This window comes from Microbacterium sp. LjRoot205, assembly GCF_056175745.1.
In genome coordinates this window covers 78,219-96,712 of record NZ_JBGFFH010000005.1, presented here as the reverse complement: position 1 = coordinate 96,712, position 18,494 = coordinate 78,219, and the positions used below count along the sequence as shown (strand labels likewise).

The following is an 18,494-nucleotide window of genomic DNA, read 5'->3' as shown; positions in this document are numbered from 1 at the left end:
GCCGACTCAGCTGCCGACGGGGCGGAGGCGCAGCTGCGCCATGCCGCCGTCGACCTCGATGAACGTGCCGGTGGTCGACCCCGCGGCGGGGCTCACGAGGTAGGCCACAGCCGCTGCGACCTCGTCGGGCGAGACCAGACGACCGTGCGGCTGGCGGGCCTCGAGAGCGGCACGCTCGGCGGCCGGGTCGGAGGCCGAGTCGAGCAGGCGCCCGACCCAGGGGGTGTCGGCGGTGCCGGGGTTCACGGCGTTGACGCGGATGCCGTCGCGCAGGTGGTCGGCTGCCATGGCGCGCGTCAGGGCCGAGACGGCGCCCTTCGACGCGCTGTACAGAGCGCGCTGCGGCAGCCCGGTGGTCGAGGCGATGGATGCTGTGTTGCACACGGCCGCGCTCGGCGACCTCTTGAGCCAGGGCAGCGCTGCCGAGGTGACGCGGGCGATGCCGGTGACGTTGATCGAGAGCACTCGCGCCCACTCGTCGTCGTCGTTCGCGCTGATGTCGCCCTGTGCGCCGACCCCGGCGTTGTTGACGACGATGTCGATGCGCCCGAACCTCTCGGCGACGGCGGCCACGGCCGCATCCACCGATGCGCGGTCTGACACATCGGCCGTGAACGCGGCGAACGCGGCATCCGCTCCTGAGGTGTCGCGATCGAGCACCGCGATCTGGGCGCCGTCGGCGTGCAGTCGGGCAGCGACCGCCGCGCCGATTCCTGATGCGCCGCCGGTGACGATCGCGACCAGTCCGTCGAGTGTGCTGCTCACTTCTGTGCCTCCCATGCCACGAACTCCTGGCGCTGGTGCCCGAGCCCTTCGATCTCGATCTCGACGACGTCGCCGGCCCTCAGGTACGGGAACTTGCCGCCGAACGCGACGCCCTGCGGGGTGCCCGTGAGGATCAGGTCGCCGGGCTCGAGAGTGACGTACTGCGACAGGTGGTGCACGATCACACGCACGTCGAAGATCATGTCGTCGGTGTTCGAGTCCTGTCGCGCGTCGCCGTTGACCCAGCTGCGCAGCTGCAGATCGTCGACGTCGACCTCGTCGGGGGTGACCAGCCACGGGCCGGTCGGGTTGAAGCCGGGGGCGATCTTGCCCTTCGACCACTGCCCTCCGGAGACCTCCATCTGGAAGGCGCGCTCGGACACGTCGTTCGCCGTGACGTAGCCCGCGATGTGCGCGTCGGCATCGTCGGGTGAATCCAGGTAGGCGGCGCGAGCACCGATGACGATGCCGAGCTCGACCTCCCAGTCGGTCTTCTCGCTGCCGCGGGGGATCGTGACCGGATCGTTCGGACCGACGACCGTGTTCGGCGTCTTGAGGAACATGATCGGCACGGTCGGCGGCTCGGAGCCCGACTCGCGGGCGTGGGCCGCGTAGTTCTGGCCGATGCAGATGACGGCGCTCGGGCGCGCGATAGGCGCTCCGATGCGCATCGCTGCGGCATCCTCGAGCACGGGGAGCTCGTCGGCGGCGAGGGCGGCGTCGATCCGCGCGCGGAATTCACCGGCGAGGAAGTCGCCGTTGACATCGGATGTCACCGACCTCAGGTCGAGGTAGCGCTCACCGTCGACGAGGACGGGGATCTCGGCGCCGGGAGTGCCTAGCCGTGCGAACTTCATGTCTCTCCTGATCACTGAGGATTCTGTGTTGCGGGGCGCGCCATGGAGGCCCGTCTCGTTGACAGTATAGACATCGGATGTTTACACTCCAAGAGATCTGCACGAATCCCCACCCCGTGCACGAGAGGACCCCGTGAGCCGCATCGTAGCCCTCGACACGACCGACATCCGCTTCCCCACGTCGCTGAGTCTGGACGGATCGGATGCCATGAATCCCGATCCCGACTACTCGGCCGCGTACGTGATCGTGCGCACCGACGCCGAGGACGGCATCGACGGCCACGCCTTCGTCTTCACCATCGGGCGAGGCAACGACGTGCAGGTCGCCGCGATCGACGCGCTCGCCGGGCACCTCGTCGGGCGCGAGATCGAGCCGCTGCTCGACGACATGGGCACGACGTTCCGCGACATCATCGGCGACTCGCAGCTGCGGTGGCTGGGACCCGAGAAGGGCGTCATGCACATGGCGATCGGCGCGGTCATCAACGCGCTCTGGGACATCAAGGCGAAGCGCGCGGGGCTGCCGCTCTGGCAGCTCCTCGCACGGATGACGCCGGAGGAGCTGGTCGACCTCGTCGACTTCCGCTACGTCACCAATGCGCTCACGCGCGAGGACGCGCTCGAGATCCTGCGTGCCGCAGAGCCGGGCCGGATCGAGCGCGAACGAGAGCTGCTGGCCACCGGGTATCCGGGATACACGACGAGCCCCGGCTGGCTCGGCTACTCCGACGAGAAGCTCGAGCGGCTCGCCCGCGAGGCGATGGCCGACGGCTTCACCCAGATCAAGCTCAAGGTCGGCGCCGACCTCGACGACGACATCCGCCGCTTCCGCAAGGCGCGCGAGGTCTGCGGACCCGACTTCCCGATCGCGATCGATGCGAACCAGCGCTGGGAGGTGTCGGAGGCGATCGAATGGGTCAACGCGCTCGCCGAGTTCCACCCCGCCTGGATCGAGGAGCCGACCAGCCCCGACGATGTGCTCGGTCACGCCGAGATCGCCAGGGGAGTCGCGCCCATCCGCGTCGCGACCGGTGAGCACGCGCAGAACCGCGTCATCTTCAAGCAGCTGCTGCAGGCCGAGGCGATCGCGGTCATGCAGATCGACGCCGTGCGCGTCGCGGGCGTGAACGAGAACATCGCCAACCTGCTGCTCGCGGCGAAGTTCGGGGTGCCCGTCTGTCCGCATGCCGGCGGGGTCGGCCTGTGCGAGGCCGTGCAGCACCTGTCGATGTTCGACTTCGTCGCCGTCACGGGCACGCGCGAAGGCCGCATGATCGAGTTCGTCGATCACCTGCACGAGCACTTCGTGATCCCTACCGACATCCAGGGCGGCTCGTACATGGCGCCGACTGCGCCGGGCTCCGGCATGGAGATGAAGGCCGAGAGCATCGCCGCCTACACGTGGAAGGGACAGCATGTCGGCGTCTGAGGCTCTGGCGGTCCCCGCGCTCGGGTACGGGGCGGCGAACGTCGGCAATCTGTTCCGCCCGCTGAGCGACGACGAGTCCTGGGCGATCCTGGAGGCGGCGTGGGACAGCGGCATCCGCTACTACGACACGGCTCCGCACTACGGGCTCGGACTCTCGGAGCGACGCCTGGGCGCATTCCTGCAGACCAAGCCGCGTGAGGAGTACGTGCTGTCGACGAAGGTCGGCCGGCTGCTGCGACCGAACCCCGACCACGACGGCGGGCTCGACACCGCGAACGACTTCCACGTGCCCGACGATCTGCAGCGCGTGTGGGACTTCTCGGACGACGGGATCCGTGCCGGTCTCGACGAGTCGCGCGAGCGACTGGGCATCGAGCAGATCGATCTGGTCTATCTGCACGACCCCGAGCGACATGACCTCGACCTCGCACTCGCCGAGGCGCTTCCGGCGCTCGAGCAGCTGCGCTCTGACGGGCAGGTGTCGGCGATCGGGATCGGCTCGATGGTGTCGGACGCGCTCGCCGCATCGGTGCGCTCGGCCGACCTCGACCTGATCATGGTCGCCGGTCGCTACACGCTGCTCGAGCAGCCCGCCGCTGCCGAGGTGCTGCCCGCCTGTCGTGAGACCGGCACCGGCATCGTGGCGGCATCGGTGTTCAACTCCGGCCTGCTGGCGTCGAGCGAGCCGCGCCGTGACGGTCGCTACGAGTACGGTCAGCTGCCCGACGAGCTGTGGGAGAGGCTGCTGCGCATCGCCCGCGTGTGCGCCGACCACGCCGTGCCGCTGCCCGCCGCGGCCATCCAGTTTCCGCTGCAGTCCGACGTCGTGCGGTCGGTGGTCGTCGGGGGCAGTCGGCCGGCGCAGCTTCGTCAGAATGCCGAGTATGCGGCGCTCGAGATCCCGGCGGCGCTGTGGGATGAGCTAGCGGCGGAAGGGCTGATTCCGGCCTGAGTCGAGCTGCGCGCGTCGACAGCTCAGCAGGAACCGCCCCGGGAGAGCGGGTTCCGGCCGGCGGTATCGGTTTCAGCTCGCGTTCATGCTGAATTGTGCACCGGGTGGGCGCGGCGAGCGGACTCAGCGACCGACGGTCGACTCGCGGACGACGAGCTCGGCGGCGAACGGCGTCGGGGCGGGGAGTGCAGCCGCCGGATCGGCGAGCTGTCGGATCAGCGCCGCACCCGCCGCCCGTCCGATCTCGTACCCGGGCTGCCGCACGCTCGTCAGCGGCACGACGCTCTGATGCGCCTGCGCGACGTCGTCGAAGCCGACGAGCGCGATCTCGTCGGGCACGCGGATGCCGTGACGCAGCAGTTGAGTCATCACGCCGATCGCCACCATGTCGTTCGCCGCGAAGATCGCGTCGGGCCTGTCGTCTGCAGGGAGCGCGAGGATGCGTTCGGCGACCTCGAGGCCGTCTTCCGTCGTGAGATGCGGCACGTCGAACACCTCGACCGTGGCGTCCGAGCCGGTGACGGCGTCGCGCAGCCCCTGCAGCCGGTCGTTCGACTGGCTGACGCTCGGCGCCCCGAGGAACAGGATGCGGCGGCGTCCGATCGCCAGCAGGTGCTCACCCGCGAGGCGGCCGCCGCCGCGGTCGTCGAAGAGGACGGAGCCGACGGTCGGGGAGTCGGGGATGGGCCCGACCACCACCGAGCGGATGCCGCGGTCGGCGAGCTGCTCGAGCCGGGGCACCACGTCTTCGAGCGGATAGATCACGATGCCCTGCACCCGATGCGCCTCGAACATGTCGATGTTGCGACGCTCGGTGTCGGCGTCGCGGTTGCTGTTGCTGAAGAACAGCGACCAGCCGCCCTCGCGGGCGACGTCCTCGACACCGCGCGAGAGCTCGTGGAAGTACGGCAGCCAGGCGTCGAGGAGGATCAGCGCGAGCGCCTTGCTCGACCCCGCGCRCAGCTGTCGTGCGGATTCGTTCGGCACGTAGCCGAGCTGTTCGATCGCGGCCCGGACCTTCGCGGCGCTCGATTCGCCCAGCACGTGAGGGTGGTTGAGGTAGTTCGAGACGGTCGAGGAGGAGACCCCGGCGAGGGCGGCGACATCTTTGACGCTGGCGGGCATGGAGCTCCTTGTCGGCTGCGCCGGTGCGCTCGTGCGCGGGGACCACTGCGCACCGGCGCGGCACCGACGAGTCCACAGTAGCCGAGCAGTTGGCACGTGCCAAGAAAGTTCTTGACAGCCCCGTACGACCCCGCGTACCGTGACCTGAACGCGGACTTGGCACGTGCCAAATCCCAGAGGCGATGGTGCCCCACACCCGTCTCCGAGAGGTCTCATGAACATCGGATGCCACGGGCTCGTCTGGACCGGACACTTCGATGCCGACGGCATCCGACTCTCGGCGGAGCAGACGAAGGCGGCAGGCTTCGACCTGATCGAGTTCCCGCTCATGGATCCGTTCACGTTCGATGTCGCCGCCGCGAAGGAGGCGCTCGAAGAGCACGACCTCGCCGTCAGCGCCTCGCTCGGTCTCTCGGGGGCGACGGATGTGACCAGCTCTGATCCGGCAGTCGTCGCCGCGGGGGAGGCGCTGCTGATGAAGGCCGTCGATGTGCTGGCCGAGCTGGGCGGCCGGCACTTCTGCGGAGTGATCTACAGCGCGATGCAGAAGTACATGGACCCGGTGACGACAGAAGGGCTCGAGAGCAGCCGTCGCACCATCGCCCGCGTCGCGGATCACGCGGCCGAGCGAGGGATCTCGGTCTCGCTCGAGGTCGTGAACCGCTATGAGACCAACGTGCTGAACACCGCGCGGCAGGCACTCGCCTACCTCGCGGAGGTCGATCGGCCGAACCTCGGCATCCACCTCGACACGTACCACATGAACATCGAGGAGTCGGATATGTTCGCGCCGGTCTTCGATGCCGCACCCGCCCTCCGCTACGTGCACATCGGCGAGAGCCACCGCGGCTATCTCGGCACCGGAACGGTCGACTTCGACAACTTCTTCAAGGCGCTGGGGCGCATCGGCTATGACGGCCCGATCGTGTTCGAGTCGTTCTCCTCGGCGGTGGTCGCCCCCGACCTCAGCCGGATGCTCGGCATCTGGCGCAACCTGTGGACCGACAACGTCGAGCTCGGTGCGCACGCCAACGCCTACATCCGCGACAAGCTCGTCGCGGTCGACTCGATCAGGCTGCACTGACCCAGCGCAGGCCGCTCGAGATCCAGACCCGTTGTCAACTTGTTATTACAGGTCTTCCCATCCGAACAAGTCTTAGTTACATTTAGATACAACTTGCGCAGGGTGGGGCGCAGGACGCAGAATTGATCCGATGTTTCCAGGCCCGACTGGAATATCGCATAACGACCTTCAAGGAAGCAGGTGAGCACATGAGTGACCCCATTCTCAGAGTCGAGGGGATCAGCAAGGGATTCCCCGGTGTGCAGGCTCTCAAGGACGTGCACCTCGAGGTGCGGGCCGGCGAAGTGCTGGTGCTCGTGGGCGAGAACGGCGCGGGCAAGTCGACTCTGATGAAGATCCTCTCGGGGATCTACACCAAGGACGAGGGCACGATCACCTTCGAGGGCCGGGAGGTCGAGCTCACCAGCCCCCTGCAGGCGCAGCAGCTCGGCATCACGATTATCCATCAGGAACTCAACCTGATGCCCGACCTCACCGTTGCGCAGAACATCTACGTGGGGCGCGAGCCCACGACCGGTCCCTTCCTGTCGGAGCGCAAGCTCAACGCGCAGACCGCCGCGCTGCTGCAGCGTCTCGACATCAGACTGAACCCGCGGCAGCTCGTGGGCGAGCTCACGGTGGCCGAGCAGCAGATGGTCGAGATCGCCAAAGCGCTCTCGTTCAACGCCAAGGTGCTCATCATGGACGAGCCCACGTCGGCACTCACCGACTCCGAGACCGAGACCCTGTTCGTGCTGATCGAGCAGCTGCGGGCGTCAGGCACCGGCATCGTCTACATCTCGCACCGCATGGACGAGCTGCGGCGCCTCGCCGACCGGGTCACCGTGCTGCGTGACGGCACATACATCGGATCACTGGATAAATCCGAGGTGAGCGTCCCCAAGATCATCGAGATGATGGTCGGCCGCGTGATCGACGAGGGAACCAGACCGCAGGCCCGCGAGCACGCCAACGATCCGATCGTGCTCGATGTGCAGGGGCTCTCGACCAAGAGCCTGCTCACAGACGTGTCGTTCCAACTGCACCGGGGCGAGATCCTCGGCTTCGCCGGGCTCATGGGCGCCGGTCGCACCGAGACGGCCCGGGCCATCATCGGCGCCGACCACCGCGACGGGGGCACCGTGTCGATCGGCGGACGACCGGTGCGCATCGCTCAGCCGGCGGATGCCGTCAAGCACGGCGTCGGCTACCTCTCGGAGGACCGCAAGCTGCTCGGGCTGATGCTCGAGCAGGACGTCACCTTCAACACCGTGCTCGCCTCACTCGGGTCGTATGCCAACGCGATCGGCTGGATGGGCGACGGCAAGGCGAAGAACCGCACCAAGGACTACGTCCAGCAGCTGCGCGTCAAGACGCCCTCGGTCAACCAGGTCGTCAAGCTGCTGTCGGGAGGCAACCAGCAGAAGGTCGTCATCGCCCGGTGGCTGATGCGCGACTGCGACATCCTCATCTTCGACGAGCCGACGCGAGGAATCGACGTCGGCGCCAAGGAAGAGATCTACCGCCTGATGCAGCAGCTCGCTGATCAGGGAAAGTCCATCATCGTCATCTCGTCGGAGCTGCCGGAGATCCTCCGTGTCGCGAACCGCATCGCGGTCTTCGCGAACGGGCGCATCACCGGCACGCTCCGCAACGAGGACGCCAGCCAGGAGAAGATCATGCAACTCGCAGCCCACGGAGAGGAAGACTGATGAGCGCTCCGCAGAACGGGTCGTCGACGACGACGATCATCCAGACGGCTCTCGATGAGAACACCGACAAGCGCGACGTGGTCGGCTTCCTGAAGCGTCAGGTGCAGCAGTCCCTCGCATTCGGCACCCTGATCGTGCTCGTGATCTTCTTCTCGATCGCCAGCCCGAACTTCTTCACCTTCAGCAACATCGCGACCGTGCTGCTCTCGACCGCGGTCATCGGCATCCTCGCCCTCGGCACGACGTTCGTCATCATCACCGGCGGCATCGACCTGTCGATCGGAACCGGCATGGCCCTGTGCGCCGTGATGACGGGTGTCATCGTCACCAATCTCGGCCTGCCGGTCTGGCTCGGCGTGATCGGCGGCATCGCGACCGGTGTGCTGATGGGCCTCGTGAACGGCATCAACATCACATTCCTGCGGCTGCCCCCGTTCATCGCGACCCTCGCGATGATGATGATCGCCGGAGGCCTCGCCCTCGTCATCTCCAACGTCGCGCCGATCTACTTCTCGACCTCGGCACCGGACTTCAAGAAGATCGCGCTCGGCGTGATCATCCCCGGCATCCCGAACGCCGTGCTGATCACCGCCGCGCTCGCGATCGTCGCCTGGCTGGTGCTGTCGAAGACGCTCCTGGGCCGGTACACCTTCGCGATCGGCTCGAACGAGGAGGCCACGCGCCTCTCTGGCGTCAACACGCGACGCTGGACGATCTTCATCTACATGTTCGCGGGAGCCTTCACCGGCATCGCGGGCATCGTGATCGCCGCCCGTCTCGACTCGGCACAGCCGCAGATCGGCACCGGGTACGAGCTGCAGGCCATCGCGGCCGTCATCATCGGCGGCACCTCGCTGCTCGGCGGGCGCGGGTCGATCCTGGGCACCGTGATCGGCGCGCTGATCATGAGCGTGCTCGTCAACGGACTGCGCATCATGTCGATCCAGACGGAGTGGCAGAACATCGTCGTCGGCGTCGTCGTGCTGCTGGCCGTGTTCCTCGACTCGCTGCGCAACCGCCAGCACACCTGATCAAGACCTATCCCCCCCACCACCACACAGAGAACAATGGAGTTTCCATGAAATTCGGCAAGAAGACCGCATTCGCGGCACTCGTGGCCGCATCCGCCCTCGTCTTCGCGGGCTGTGCCGGCGGCGGTGACGTCATCGAAGAAGGCAGCGGCGGCGACGGAGGCAGCGGCGACGGCGAGATGTACATCGCCATGGTCTCGAAGGGCTTCCAGCACCAGTTCTGGCAGGCCGTCAAGAAGGGCGCGGAGCAGAAGGCCGAAGAGCTCGGTGTCCGCATCACGTTCGAAGGTCCCGCGGCCGAGACCGAGATCGCACAGCAGCTCGAGATGCTGACCGCCGCGATCGACAAGAACCCGGATGCCATCGCCTACGCAGCCCTCGACCCCGAGGCGTGCGTCGCCCCGCTCGAGCAGGCGAAGTCGAAGGACATCCCCGTGGTCTACTTCGACGCCCCGTGCGACGGCGACGTGGGCCTTAGCCTCTCGGCCACCGACAGCAAGGTCGCCGGCGCGCTGGCCGCTGAGCACATGGCCGACCTGATCGGCGGATCGGGCGAGGTCGCGATCGTCGGCCACTCGCAGATCAACTCGACCGGTGTCGAGCGTCGTGACGGCTTCGTCGAGAAGATCGAGGCGGACTACCCCGACATCGAGATCGTCGACATCCAGTACGGCGACGGCGACCACCTGAAGTCGGCCGACATCGCCAAGACGCTGATCGCGGCGCACCCCGACCTCAAGGGCATCTACGGCACCAACGAGGGCTCGGCCATCGGCGTCGTCAACGCCGTGAACGAGCTGGGTCTCGAGAAGGGCAAGATCACGATCGTCGGCTTCGACTCGGGCGCAGCCCAGATCAACGCGATCAAGGACGGCACGATGGCCGGCGCCATCACGCAGGACCCGATCGGCATCGGCGAGCAGGTCGTGCAGGCGGCCTACGACGCGGCCAACGGCGACTCGGTCGACGAGTTCTACGACACGGGTTCGTACTGGTACGACAGCACCAACCTCGAAGACGAGGACATCGCAGCGGTCCTCTACGAGTGACCCGCTGAGATCACGGAGAAGCCCCTCGCCTTCGGGCGGGGGGCTTCTCTGCGTGTGCGGGGGTCAGATGCGGCGCAGGAAGGTGAGGATCGACGAGGGCTCGACGATGAGCTGCTGCAGGGCCTCGTTGAACGGCACTCCGGCGGGAGCGGCGAGGTGCGCCTGGAAGGCGGCCTCGTCACGGTAGACCTCGTAGACGAAGAAGCGGTCGGGGTCGTCGACCAGCCGGGTGGCATCGAACACGACGTTGCCCTCTTCCGCGCGCACGACCTCGGCGAAGTCGCGCAGCAGTGCGGCGACGTTGTCGCCCTGCTCGGGGCGCGCGGTGAAGATCGCGTGCAGGATCGTGGGCTCGGTCATGGGAGTGCTCCTCGGAGATGGGGGATCAGGCAGACAGGGTGAGCAGACGCGCGGGGTTGGCGACCAGCATCCGCTCGACTGCATCCTCGCCCACCGCCGACCGCAACCGCGGGAGGCAGCGCTCGCCGAGGTAGGCGAGTCCCGGCATTCCGCCGTAGGAGATGTACCGGGTTCGACGGGCGACGTCGCCGCCGAGAAGCACCCGGTCGACCGCGCCGAGCTCGACGACCCGCTCGGTCAGGGCGAGCAGCTCGGCATCCGACCTCGTGCGCGGGCGGGCGAAGCCGTCGTATCCCAGATAGGCGCCGCGCTCGGCGAGCGAGGCGTGCAGGCCGGCATCCGGGTCTCGGTCGGCATGCGCGAGCACGACACGATCGGATGCCACGCCCTCGGCCTCGAGAAGATCGAGCACCTCGTGGGCGGCGGTGCAGAACTCCAGGTGCACCATGACCGGTGCCCCGGTCGTTCGATGCGCGTCGGCGACCGCGAGCAGCGTCGTGCGCTCGAAGGGGCTGATGCTCCAGTAGTCGACGCCCGCTTTGAGCATCCCGGCGCGCACCACGGCGCCATCGGGTGCTGCCGCACGGGGGGCGTCGGGCGTCTCGAACACCAGTGCATCGTCGACGACCATGCCACGAGTCACCTCGGAGACGAAGAGCTCGGCGAGGCGCTCGACGCCCCACACCTGCAGCGGATGATCCGCACCGTAATGCGCCTCGCGGTGGCGCCCCGTCGTCGCGACGACATGCATGCCGGTGCCTGCGCTGATGCGGGCCACCGCCTCGGGGTCGCGCCCGAGGCCGAACGGAGTGGCATCGACCATCGCCGTGAATCCGCTGGCCTTCAGCAGCGCGGCCTCGCGACCCGACAGGTCTTCGTCGTCGAGCTCGTCGCCGACGAGCAGCGGCGAGATCTGGAACAGATGCTCGTGATAGTTCGTCGCCCCGAGCTGCGCCGGGTCGACGTCGCCGAGCACGGTTCGGATGACGGGCATCAGCGCACCGACTCGGCAGCCTCGGCGAGCCGCTCGACGATCTCGGGGGTGAGGTCGATCTCGAACACGTCGGCGACGACCTGCGACCAGCCGTGGATGAAGTAGCGCCAGCCGTCGATCACGTGCAGTGCGCGCTCGGCCTGCTGCCCGCGCGCCTGGTGCAGGAACTCCAGCGACCCGCGGTAGTTGAACTCCCACACCCACGCGTCGGTCGGGAACACGACGTCGTCGGGCAGCGGCGACCCGGGGCGGTCCTTGCCGAGGCCCGTGGCGTTCACGATCAGCGACCCCGCCGGGGCGGCCGCGACGATCGCGGCGGCATCCTGCACCGTGTCGGTGCGCACGTAGGTGATCAGTCCCTCGGGGGTGCCGTGCTGGCGGTGCACCTCGCGCAGGTGGTCGAGCTTGTCGTCGTCGCGGGCGGTGACGGTGATCTTCGCCGGAGCGTCCGCGCGCTCGGCCAGCGCCCAGCTCAGGGCCGTGCCGGAGCCGCCGGCGCCGAGGATCACGACCTCGGCGCCTGTGCGGGCGAAGTGGTCGGTCGGGAGGAAGTCGTTCAGCGCGAGGTCGACCGTGAGAGGGTCCTTGGCGCGACCGATCAGACGATCGCCCCGCTTCGAGATGCTCGAGATCTCGGAGCACGAGACGGCGAACGGGTCGAGCTCGTCGAAGAGGTCGGATGCCGCCGCGAAGACGTTCATCTTGTGGGTGGTGACGAGGGCGCCGCGGTGGTGGGGGTCGTCGCGGATCTGCTCGACCATCGCGACGTACTGCTCAGGGGTGGCATCCATCGGCAGGTCGTGCCCGATGAGGTTCTCGGTGGGGAGCCCCAGCACCTCGGCCCACTTCGGGAACACCTTCATGATCGACGACGAGCCGGTGCTCACGCCGACGAAGCCCATGTAGCCGCCGGTCGTGGTGGCGGGGGTCTCGGTGATGGTCATGGCCTGGTCCTTCAGAGTCGGGGAGAGACGGGGTGGGCGGGGGAGCGCCCTGCGAGCACGGCGAGCACGTCGTCGAGCGACATCGAGCCCATGTTGTCGACGGCCTGCGTCGTCTGGGCGCCGAGGTGCGGGGTGACGGTCACCCGGTCTGCGAGGTCGTCGGCGAGCAGCGGGCTCGCACTCGCCGCGGTGTCGCCGTTGAGAGTGTCGGCGGCGTATGCACCGAGACGGCCGTCGCGCAGGGCGTCCGCGATGGCCGCCTCGTCGACGAGGTCGGGGCGCGCGGTGTTCACCAGGATCAGGCCCGGTCGGATGCTGTCGAGCCGCGCCGCGTCGACCAGCGTCTGTCCACCGGGGGCGTGCAGGGTGATCAGGTCGGCCGAGCGGAACACCTCGTCGAGATCGATCGGCTCGGCGCCGCGCTCGACGATGACGTCGGCCGGGAGGAAGGGATCGGTCGCAACAACCCTCGAGCCGAAGCCGCTCAGGCGCCGGGCGACGCCCTGACCGATGCGTCCGAAGCCGACGATGCCGACGGCCGCAGCACCGAGCTCCCGCCCTCGTCGCACGCTCCAGTCGCCCGCGCGCACACGGCGATCGCCGTCGGGGATGAACCGGAGTGCCGCGAGCATGAGGCCGACGGCATGGTCGGCCACAGCATCCGCGTTCGCGCCCGGGGTGTTGGTCACGGGGATGCCGCGTCGCAGCGCCGCATCGAGATCGACGGCCTCGGTGCCGACGCCGTAGCGGGCGACGACCCTGAGGTTCGGAGCGGCCGCGAGGTGCTCGTCGGTCACCGGCCCCGTGCCGGCGATCCACCCCTCGGCTGCCGCGAGCAGGGGCGCGAGCTCGGCGAGACCGTGGTGCGCGGGTCCGCGGACGACCTCGTGACCCGCGGCCCTGGCCCGCCCCACGAGGTCGAGATCGCCGTCCGAGAACGACCGACTCGTGGCGAGGATGACGCCCATCAGCGCTCCTCGGCCGGCGGCGCGGCGGTGAACCACGGCTCGAGGGCCGCGTAGGCGTCGACGAAGCGGGCATGCCGCTGCGCGTGCACGGCGTGCCGACCGGCATCCGGTGCGAACTCCGCCGTGACCTCGCTGAGCGCCCTGGCCGCCGAGAAGTCCGCGAGCCCGAGCCCGACCGCACCGGTGACCGCGGCGCCGAGGCTGTTGGCCTCTTCGACGATCGTGCGGCGGCGGATCGGCACGCCCCAGACGTCGGCGAGGATGCCGAGCCACGCGTCGCTCTGCGCCCCGCCGCCGACCGCGTCGATGCGGTCGATCGCGGCTCCGGATTCGCGGAAGGCCTGGATGCAGGTGAGCAGGTTGTAGGCCACGCCTTCGAGCACGGCCCGCGTGAGGTGCGCGCGGGTGTGGTGCCGCCCGATGCCGACGAAGGCGCCCCGGGCGTGCGGGTCCCACAGGGGAGAGCGCTCGCCGAGGAGATAGGGCAGGAAGTAGAGGTCTTCCGTGTCGAGGTCGCCGCCGGCCTCTGCGGTGAGGCGCGCGGTGTCGGGGTGGGCGGGGTCGGGCGAGAGCGCCTCGGCGATCCACTGCACCGATGCCCCGCCGGCCTGCATGGTGGCGGTGGGCACGAACGAACCGGGCACGACGTTGTCGAAGGTCATGGTGCGCATCTGAGGGTCGTGCAGCGGGATGAGGCTGGCGAACGAGATCCACGACGACGTGCCCAGGCACACGTAGGCGCCGTCTTCGGGGGCGACGATGCCCGAGCCCACAGCGGCGAGCGGTCCGTCGCCGCCTCCCATGACCACGCGGACCGATGTCGACAACCCGAGGGCATCCGCAGACGCGGTCGTGAGCGTTCCGGCGACGGTCGTCGACTCGAGGATCTCGGGGAAGAGCGCGGCGTCGAGCCCGGCGGCGGCGAGAACCTCGGCCGACCACGTGCCCCGCAGCTGGTCGTAGGCGTTCGTGCCCGAGGCGTCGGAGCGCTCTGTCGCGAGGCGTCCGGTGAGCCGGTAGACGATGTAGTCCTTGGCGACGCAGAAATGGCGCACCCGAGCCCAGACATCCGGCTCGTTGTCCCGCACCCACATGATCTTCTCGATCGAGTACGTCGGGTTCAGACGGTGGCCGAGCGCGCGATACGCGTCTGCGGCGCCGAGCCGTTCTTCGAGCGCGCGGGTCTGCGCACCCGAGCGCGTATCGGCCCAGATGATCGCGGGGCGCACCGGCTCGCCGTGGGCGTCGAGCAGCACTGTGCCCATCATCTGGCCGCTGACGACGAGGCCGACGACGGTCTCGGGGGCGACTCCCGCGCGGACGAGCAGCTGCCGGGTCGCCGAGGCGACGGCATCCCACCAGTCCGCCGGATCCTGCTCGGCGATGCCGCCGGCGGCGAAGTGTGCGGGGTAGGGCACCGTGACCGAGGTCACGAGGCGCCCGTCGTCGTGGTGCAGGGACGCCTTGTTGCCGGTGGTGCCGAGGTCGTGCGCGATCAGCATGGCCGAGCCTATTCCGCGGAGGGGGACGCGGAATAGGGGCGCAGGTCGACTCCCTCGGCCGAGCGATACGCCCGGGAGCCCATGCCGTGCTCGAGCACCCAGCCGTAGTCGTGGCCGGCGCCGCCCGGATACACCGCGAGGAACGCATAGGGCTCGTCGCCCGTGTTCACCGACCGGTGCGCCCATCCGGGCGGGATGTAGCCGATGGTGCCCGGGAGCATGTCGAGCCACTCGGTGCGCTCGCCGTCGAACATGAGCAGACCGCCGCGGCCCTTCAGCGCGAGGTAGATCTCGCCCTGGTGGTTCGGATGCTGGTGCCCCTTGGTCATCCAGAGCTCACCCGAGGTGTCTCCGGGCATGATCGTCGTGATCGACTGCGGCAGCTCCCGGTCGACCTCGGGCACGGGCGAGCTGGTCACCGTGTAGACGACGGGATCGTCGCCGGCGGATGCGGCGGCCCAGGCATCCGCGTCGAGGAACAGGCCCTCGAGGTCGGACATCCGGCGCGTGAGGGTGGGCCCCTCGGGCGAGAGCGTGAGCTTCTCGGCGTCGAACGCGATCGCCATCGGCGAGATCGGAGGGGTGTGGAACTGGGGCATCGATGCTCCTCGTACGGGTGCTGCGGCGCTGCGCAACCTGTAATGACAAGCCGAGTGTACCTGTTATGACAAGTGGCGTCCAGTGCTCGGATGCGCGGGGGTGAGCGCGCGGGCGTGGGCGCGGGTGTGGGCGCGGGTGGCGGGGCCGTTGCCGGCGGGACGCGAGATCAGGAGGATCGACCCGAATCAGGAGAGAACGGCGAGAATCCTCCTGATCTCGACGCATTCTCCTGATCTCAGGGTGCTGCGCGCAGCGCGCGTGCGAGGTGGGACCTGCCGTCGCGGATCGCCCCGGCCGCCACCTCCTCGCCCCCCGGATATTCGGCGTGGCCCGCGGGGAGGACGGCGAGTTCGAGCATCCGAGCCGCGTTCGCGACGCCGAACTGTCCGGGCGGCGGCACGTACGGGTCCCACAGCGCCGCCTCGACGCGTACCGGGATGCGGGCGAAGCCGAGGGCCGTCGAGGCGTCGAACAGGCGCAGCACTTCGCGGGCCTCCGGATGCGCCGCGACGTGGTCGCGCACGGTCTCGCCGCTGCCGACGCAGTGCACGGCGAGGCGCTCGTCGTACTGTCCGAAGCTCGGCACGATGAGGGTCGCCCCGACGTAGCGGTCGTCCCACGGCAGGGCGAGGGCGCCGATGCCGCCGCCGAAGCTCTCGCCGACGTAATAGAGGGGCAGGGCGCCGACGAGGGTGGTGAGAGCATCCGCAGCGAGCCAGAGGTCTCGGGCGCAGAGGCCGAGCACGTACGAGTCCGGGCTCTCGATCCCGGCCAGCACATGCTCGGCCTGGGGTGCGGGGGCGCCGACGCCCGTGTTCAGCGTGGGCAGCCCTCGGGCGACGGGGAAGATCGCTGCCGCATCGTCGGGTATGCGAGCGAGGTCGACCGCATCCCGTCCGCCGTAGCCGTGGCTGTGCACGACACCGACGCGCGCCGGGGCGGCGAGGGGGTCGACCAGCCAGGCGCGCAGGCGGGTGCCGTCGACTCCCGCATGCTCGATGACCGAGACCCGTCGGCCGTGCGCGGTCTCGGCGGACAGCACGGTGGGTGCGGCATCCACCGTCTTCGCCTGCTGTCGCCAGCCCTGCCACCGCTCGGCGAATCCGTCGGGTGCGGCGACCGGAGCGATCGCACGGAGCGTGCTCAGCGTGTGGCCGTACCTCGCGTCGAACTCGGCGTCGGCGAACCAGATGTCGTAGGGGGAGGGGGAGATGCTCATCGGTCACCGAGGCTACCCGGCCGAGATCAGGAGAGTGTGCCGAGATCAGGAGCATCCCGCGGAGAACCTCCTGATCCGGCGCGGTTCTCCTGGTCTCAGGCGGGGCCGCGGACGACGCCGAGGGCGCGTCGGCTCAGGCCCGGTCGGGCCACGGCGCAGGGCTCAGGCGCGTGCGCGCCGCGCGCGATAGGCGGCCACGGCGTTGCGGTTCGTGCAGGTCGTCGAGCAGAAGCGCTTGGAGCGGTTGCGCGAGAAGTCGAGCGCGAGTGCCTCGCAGGTGTCGTCGGCGCAGATGGAGATGCGTGAGCCCTCATCGGCGCGGATGACGTCGATCAGCGCCATGGCGGTCTCGATCAGCACGCGCTCGGCGAGCGGGCGTTCGTCGGCGACGGCGTGCAGGTGCCAGTCGACCCCGTCGTGGCGCACCAGTCTCGGCGCCAGATGCGCCTCGGCGAGAGCGGCATTGACGTGCTCGGCCATCTCGTCGCGGGGCGCGAGCAGCATGGCGCGCAGGCGCGGGCGCAGGTCTCGCAGCGAAGCCAGCTCGGCCTCGTCCCGGTCGAGCCGGCCGGAGTAGGGGAAGTCCGCGAGGAAGGCGTCGTAGTCGGCGAGCGTCTCGAGAGTTTCCGGGTCCTCTGCCGAGTTCACCAGCCAGACGGCCGAGCGCAGAGCCTCCTCCGTGTCATCGGTGAAGTTCATGTTGACACCTTACATCCCGCGAGAGTAGCGTCACCTGTCATGAGCAAGGTTGCAAATGACATCGTTGCGCCGGGTGTGCGGTTCGGTCTGCCCCTGGCGATCGGCGCGGCCTTCGCGTTCGGGATGTCCGGCGCCTGGGCTCGAGGACTCATCGACGCGGGATGGACCCCCGGTGCGGCAGTGACCGCGCGGGTCTGGGTCGCTGCTCTCGTGCTGCTCGTGCCGACGATCATCTCGCTCCGGGGTCGCTGGGGAGTGCTCAGGAAGAACGCGGGCATGGTCGCCGCCTACGGACTCCTCGCCGTCACCGCCACGCAGCTCTGCTATTTCCAGGCTGTGGCCGTGATGGACGTCGGCCTCGCGCTGCTCATCGAGTACACGGCCCCGATCGCCGTCATCCTCTGGCTGTGGATCCGGCGGGGTGAACGGCCGAGTCGCCGCAGTGTGATCGGCGCGGCCATCGCCTTCGTCGGGCTCGTGCTGATGCTCGACATCATCACCGGTGCCGAGGTCAACGTCGCCGGCATCCTCTGGGCGCTCGCCGCGATGGTCGGCGCCGCGACGTACTTCCTGCTCTCGGCCAAGGCCGACACCGGCCTGCCGCCGATAGCGCTCGCCGGAGGAGGGCTGCTGCTCGGCGCCGTCGCTCTCACGATCGCCGGCCTCGTCGGCATCCTGCCCATCGCCTGGACGACCGATGACATCACCTACCGCTTCGGCACCGTGCCGTGGTTCGTGCCGGTGCTGGCGATCGGCCTCATCGCCACTGCCCTCGCCTACGTGCTCGGCATCGCATCGACCCGGATGCTGGGCTCGCGCCTCGCATCCTTCGTCGCACTCTCCGAAGTCGTCGCCGCACTGCTGTTCGGCTGGCTGCTGCTCGGACAGCTGCCCGACCTGCTGCAGGCTCTCGGCGGAGCGCTCGTGCTCGTCGGAGTGGTGGTCGTGAAGCTCGGCGAGCCGCGCCCTGCGGAGTTCGTCGAACCGATTCCGGATGCCGTCGCGCTGCCGCAGCGGTAGTCACACGCGGGGTGCCGGTGCGTGGTCACATTCGCACCTCTGGGCGGCTCTTCGGATGCTTCTTTGACCACCCACCGGGCGTGGGATGCTCTTTTGACCATCCGCCGATCGGGCTGCGCGCACAGCGGGTCCGCGCGGATCCGGCCACCGGGCACTCAATGTATACGTCTAACCACTGAATTGGTCACTCAGTCCGCAGAGACCG

At 68.9% G+C, this 18,494-nt stretch carries 18 protein-coding genes; 7 read left to right on the top strand and 11 right to left on the bottom strand.

Annotated elements, in window-relative coordinates; genetic code table 11:
* Window positions 1-6 precede the first annotated feature (6 nt).
* Together AC04ME_RS11870 and AC04ME_RS11865 are read right to left on the bottom strand one after the other, a co-directional pair.
* Window positions 7-780 carry an SDR family NAD(P)-dependent oxidoreductase gene (locus tag AC04ME_RS11870; protein ID WP_042541366.1) on the bottom strand — a complete coding sequence of 258 codons (774 nt, stop codon included), beginning with the start codon at window positions 778-780 and terminating at the stop codon, window positions 7-9.
* Complete coding sequence (locus AC04ME_RS11865) at window positions 762-1,622, bottom strand: fumarylacetoacetate hydrolase family protein (protein WP_475435134.1); 861 nt, start codon at window positions 1,620-1,622, stop codon at window positions 762-764. Before AC04ME_RS11865 ends, AC04ME_RS11870 begins: the two co-directional genes overlap by 19 nt.
* Before the next feature lie 133 nt (window positions 1,623-1,755).
* On the opposite strand from AC04ME_RS11865, the gene AC04ME_RS11860 reads away from it, so the two are divergent.
* A complete protein-coding gene (locus AC04ME_RS11860; protein WP_475435132.1) occupies window positions 1,756-3,051 on the top strand; it encodes an L-fuconate dehydratase in 1,296 nt (431 codons plus the stop codon).
* The gene (locus tag AC04ME_RS11855) at window positions 3,038-4,003 is read left to right on the top strand and encodes an aldo/keto reductase (RefSeq protein ID WP_079113651.1); all 966 of its coding nucleotides are present in this window, start codon (window positions 3,038-3,040) and stop codon (window positions 4,001-4,003) included. Before AC04ME_RS11860 ends, AC04ME_RS11855 begins: the two co-directional genes overlap by 14 nt.
* Window positions 4,004-4,126: 123 nt before the next feature.
* Here the strand turns inward: AC04ME_RS11855 and AC04ME_RS11850 are convergent, their stop codons facing one another.
* Window positions 4,127-5,128 carry a LacI family DNA-binding transcriptional regulator gene (locus AC04ME_RS11850; RefSeq protein WP_475435130.1) on the bottom strand — a complete coding sequence of 334 codons (1,002 nt, stop codon included), beginning with the start codon at window positions 5,126-5,128 and terminating at the stop codon, window positions 4,127-4,129.
* A 214-nt stretch (window positions 5,129-5,342) separates the two neighbouring features.
* Here AC04ME_RS11850 and AC04ME_RS11845 point away from each other — a divergent pair, with 214 nt between their 5' ends.
* The 4 genes from AC04ME_RS11845 (at window position 5,343) to AC04ME_RS11830 (ending at window position 9,983) form a co-directional block, all read left to right on the top strand.
* The gene (locus AC04ME_RS11845) at window positions 5,343-6,212 is read left to right on the top strand and encodes a sugar phosphate isomerase/epimerase family protein (protein ID WP_475435128.1); all 870 of its coding nucleotides are present in this window, start codon (window positions 5,343-5,345) and stop codon (window positions 6,210-6,212) included.
* A 188-nt stretch (window positions 6,213-6,400) separates the two neighbouring features.
* Window positions 6,401-7,903, top strand: a complete 1,503-nt coding sequence (locus tag AC04ME_RS11840; RefSeq protein WP_079113648.1) for a sugar ABC transporter ATP-binding protein — start codon at window positions 6,401-6,403, stop codon at window positions 7,901-7,903.
* Window positions 7,903-8,934 (top strand): ABC transporter permease, encoded by a 1,032-nt coding sequence (locus tag AC04ME_RS11835; protein ID WP_194285966.1) that lies wholly within the window; start codon window positions 7,903-7,905, stop codon window positions 8,932-8,934. The genes AC04ME_RS11840 and AC04ME_RS11835 overlap by 1 nt, the downstream gene beginning before the upstream one ends.
* Window positions 8,935-8,981: 47 nt before the next feature.
* Entirely contained in the window at window positions 8,982-9,983 is a 1,002-nt protein-coding gene (locus AC04ME_RS11830) for an ABC transporter substrate-binding protein (RefSeq protein ID WP_042541376.1), read from the top strand.
* 63 nt (window positions 9,984-10,046) lie between these two features.
* On the opposite strand, the gene AC04ME_RS11825 is transcribed toward AC04ME_RS11830, so the two are convergent.
* The 8 genes from AC04ME_RS11825 to AC04ME_RS11790 form a co-directional block, all read right to left on the bottom strand.
* Window positions 10,047-10,343: a putative quinol monooxygenase gene (locus AC04ME_RS11825; RefSeq protein WP_475435126.1), complete on the bottom strand. Its 297-nt coding sequence runs from the start codon at window positions 10,341-10,343 to the stop codon at window positions 10,047-10,049.
* Window positions 10,344-10,368: 25 nt separating this feature from the next.
* Entirely contained in the window at window positions 10,369-11,337 is a 969-nt protein-coding gene (locus AC04ME_RS11820; RefSeq protein ID WP_475435124.1) for a phosphotriesterase family protein, read from the bottom strand.
* Window positions 11,337-12,281: a shikimate dehydrogenase family protein gene (locus tag AC04ME_RS11815; RefSeq protein WP_042541382.1), complete on the bottom strand. Its 945-nt coding sequence runs from the start codon at window positions 12,279-12,281 to the stop codon at window positions 11,337-11,339. Before AC04ME_RS11815 ends, AC04ME_RS11820 begins: the two co-directional genes overlap by 1 nt.
* A gap of 11 nt (window positions 12,282-12,292) precedes the next feature.
* Window positions 12,293-13,249 (bottom strand): NAD(P)-dependent oxidoreductase, encoded by a 957-nt coding sequence (locus tag AC04ME_RS11810; protein ID WP_475435122.1) that lies wholly within the window; start codon window positions 13,247-13,249, stop codon window positions 12,293-12,295.
* A complete protein-coding gene (gene xylB, locus AC04ME_RS11805; protein WP_079113644.1) occupies window positions 13,249-14,751 on the bottom strand; it encodes a xylulokinase in 1,503 nt (500 codons plus the stop codon). Before xylB ends, AC04ME_RS11810 begins: the two co-directional genes overlap by 1 nt.
* Window positions 14,752-14,759: 8 nt before the next feature.
* Window positions 14,760-15,350, bottom strand: coding sequence for a glucose-6-phosphate isomerase family protein (locus AC04ME_RS11800; RefSeq protein ID WP_042541387.1), 591 nt, complete (start codon window positions 15,348-15,350; stop codon window positions 14,760-14,762).
* Between the two features lie 236 nt (window positions 15,351-15,586).
* Window positions 15,587-16,570, bottom strand: coding sequence for an acetylxylan esterase (locus AC04ME_RS11795; RefSeq protein ID WP_475435120.1), 984 nt, complete (start codon window positions 16,568-16,570; stop codon window positions 15,587-15,589).
* 162 nt (window positions 16,571-16,732) lie between these two features.
* Window positions 16,733-17,269 (bottom strand): CGNR zinc finger domain-containing protein, encoded by a 537-nt coding sequence (locus AC04ME_RS11790; RefSeq protein ID WP_079113641.1) that lies wholly within the window; start codon window positions 17,267-17,269, stop codon window positions 16,733-16,735.
* 39 nt (window positions 17,270-17,308) lie between these two features.
* Here AC04ME_RS11790 and AC04ME_RS11785 point away from each other — a divergent pair, with 39 nt between their 5' ends.
* The gene (locus AC04ME_RS11785) at window positions 17,309-18,289 is read left to right on the top strand and encodes an EamA family transporter (protein WP_475435118.1); all 981 of its coding nucleotides are present in this window, start codon (window positions 17,309-17,311) and stop codon (window positions 18,287-18,289) included.
* The last annotated feature ends 205 nt before the right edge of the window (window positions 18,290-18,494 follow it).

What these genes read in the sequence shown, in the direction of transcription:
- AC04ME_RS11810 (WP_475435122.1), bottom strand. Translation starts at nt 13,249, where the DNA reads ATGGGCGTCATCCTCGCCACGAGTCGGTCGTTCTCGGACGGCGATCTC.
- AC04ME_RS11820 (WP_475435124.1), bottom strand. Translation starts at nt 11,337, where the DNA reads ATGCCCGTCATCCGAACCGTGCTCGGCGACGTCGACCCGGCGCAGCTC.
- AC04ME_RS11870 (WP_042541366.1), bottom strand. Translation starts at nt 780, where the DNA reads ATGGGAGGCACAGAAGTGAGCAGCACACTCGACGGACTGGTCGCGATC.
- AC04ME_RS11795 (WP_475435120.1), bottom strand. Translation starts at nt 16,570, where the DNA reads ATGAGCATCTCCCCCTCCCCCTACGACATCTGGTTCGCCGACGCCGAG.
- AC04ME_RS11840 (WP_079113648.1), top strand. Translation starts at nt 6,401, where the DNA reads ATGAGTGACCCCATTCTCAGAGTCGAGGGGATCAGCAAGGGATTCCCC.
- AC04ME_RS11865 (WP_475435134.1), bottom strand. Translation starts at nt 1,622, where the DNA reads ATGAAGTTCGCACGGCTAGGCACTCCCGGCGCCGAGATCCCCGTCCTC.
- AC04ME_RS11790 (WP_079113641.1), bottom strand. Translation starts at nt 17,269, where the DNA reads ATGAACTTCACCGATGACACGGAGGAGGCTCTGCGCTCGGCCGTCTGG.
- AC04ME_RS11845 (WP_475435128.1), top strand. Translation starts at nt 5,343, where the DNA reads ATGAACATCGGATGCCACGGGCTCGTCTGGACCGGACACTTCGATGCC.
- xylB (WP_079113644.1), bottom strand. Translation starts at nt 14,751, where the DNA reads ATGCTGATCGCGCACGACCTCGGCACCACCGGCAACAAGGCGTCCCTG.
- AC04ME_RS11825 (WP_475435126.1), bottom strand. Translation starts at nt 10,343, where the DNA reads ATGACCGAGCCCACGATCCTGCACGCGATCTTCACCGCGCGCCCCGAG.
- AC04ME_RS11785 (WP_475435118.1), top strand. Translation starts at nt 17,309, where the DNA reads ATGAGCAAGGTTGCAAATGACATCGTTGCGCCGGGTGTGCGGTTCGGT.
- AC04ME_RS11800 (WP_042541387.1), bottom strand. Translation starts at nt 15,350, where the DNA reads ATGCCCCAGTTCCACACCCCTCCGATCTCGCCGATGGCGATCGCGTTC.
- AC04ME_RS11830 (WP_042541376.1), top strand. Translation starts at nt 8,982, where the DNA reads ATGAAATTCGGCAAGAAGACCGCATTCGCGGCACTCGTGGCCGCATCC.
- AC04ME_RS11815 (WP_042541382.1), bottom strand. Translation starts at nt 12,281, where the DNA reads ATGACCATCACCGAGACCCCCGCCACCACGACCGGCGGCTACATGGGC.
- AC04ME_RS11835 (WP_194285966.1), top strand. Translation starts at nt 7,903, where the DNA reads ATGAGCGCTCCGCAGAACGGGTCGTCGACGACGACGATCATCCAGACG.
- AC04ME_RS11855 (WP_079113651.1), top strand. Translation starts at nt 3,038, where the DNA reads ATGTCGGCGTCTGAGGCTCTGGCGGTCCCCGCGCTCGGGTACGGGGCG.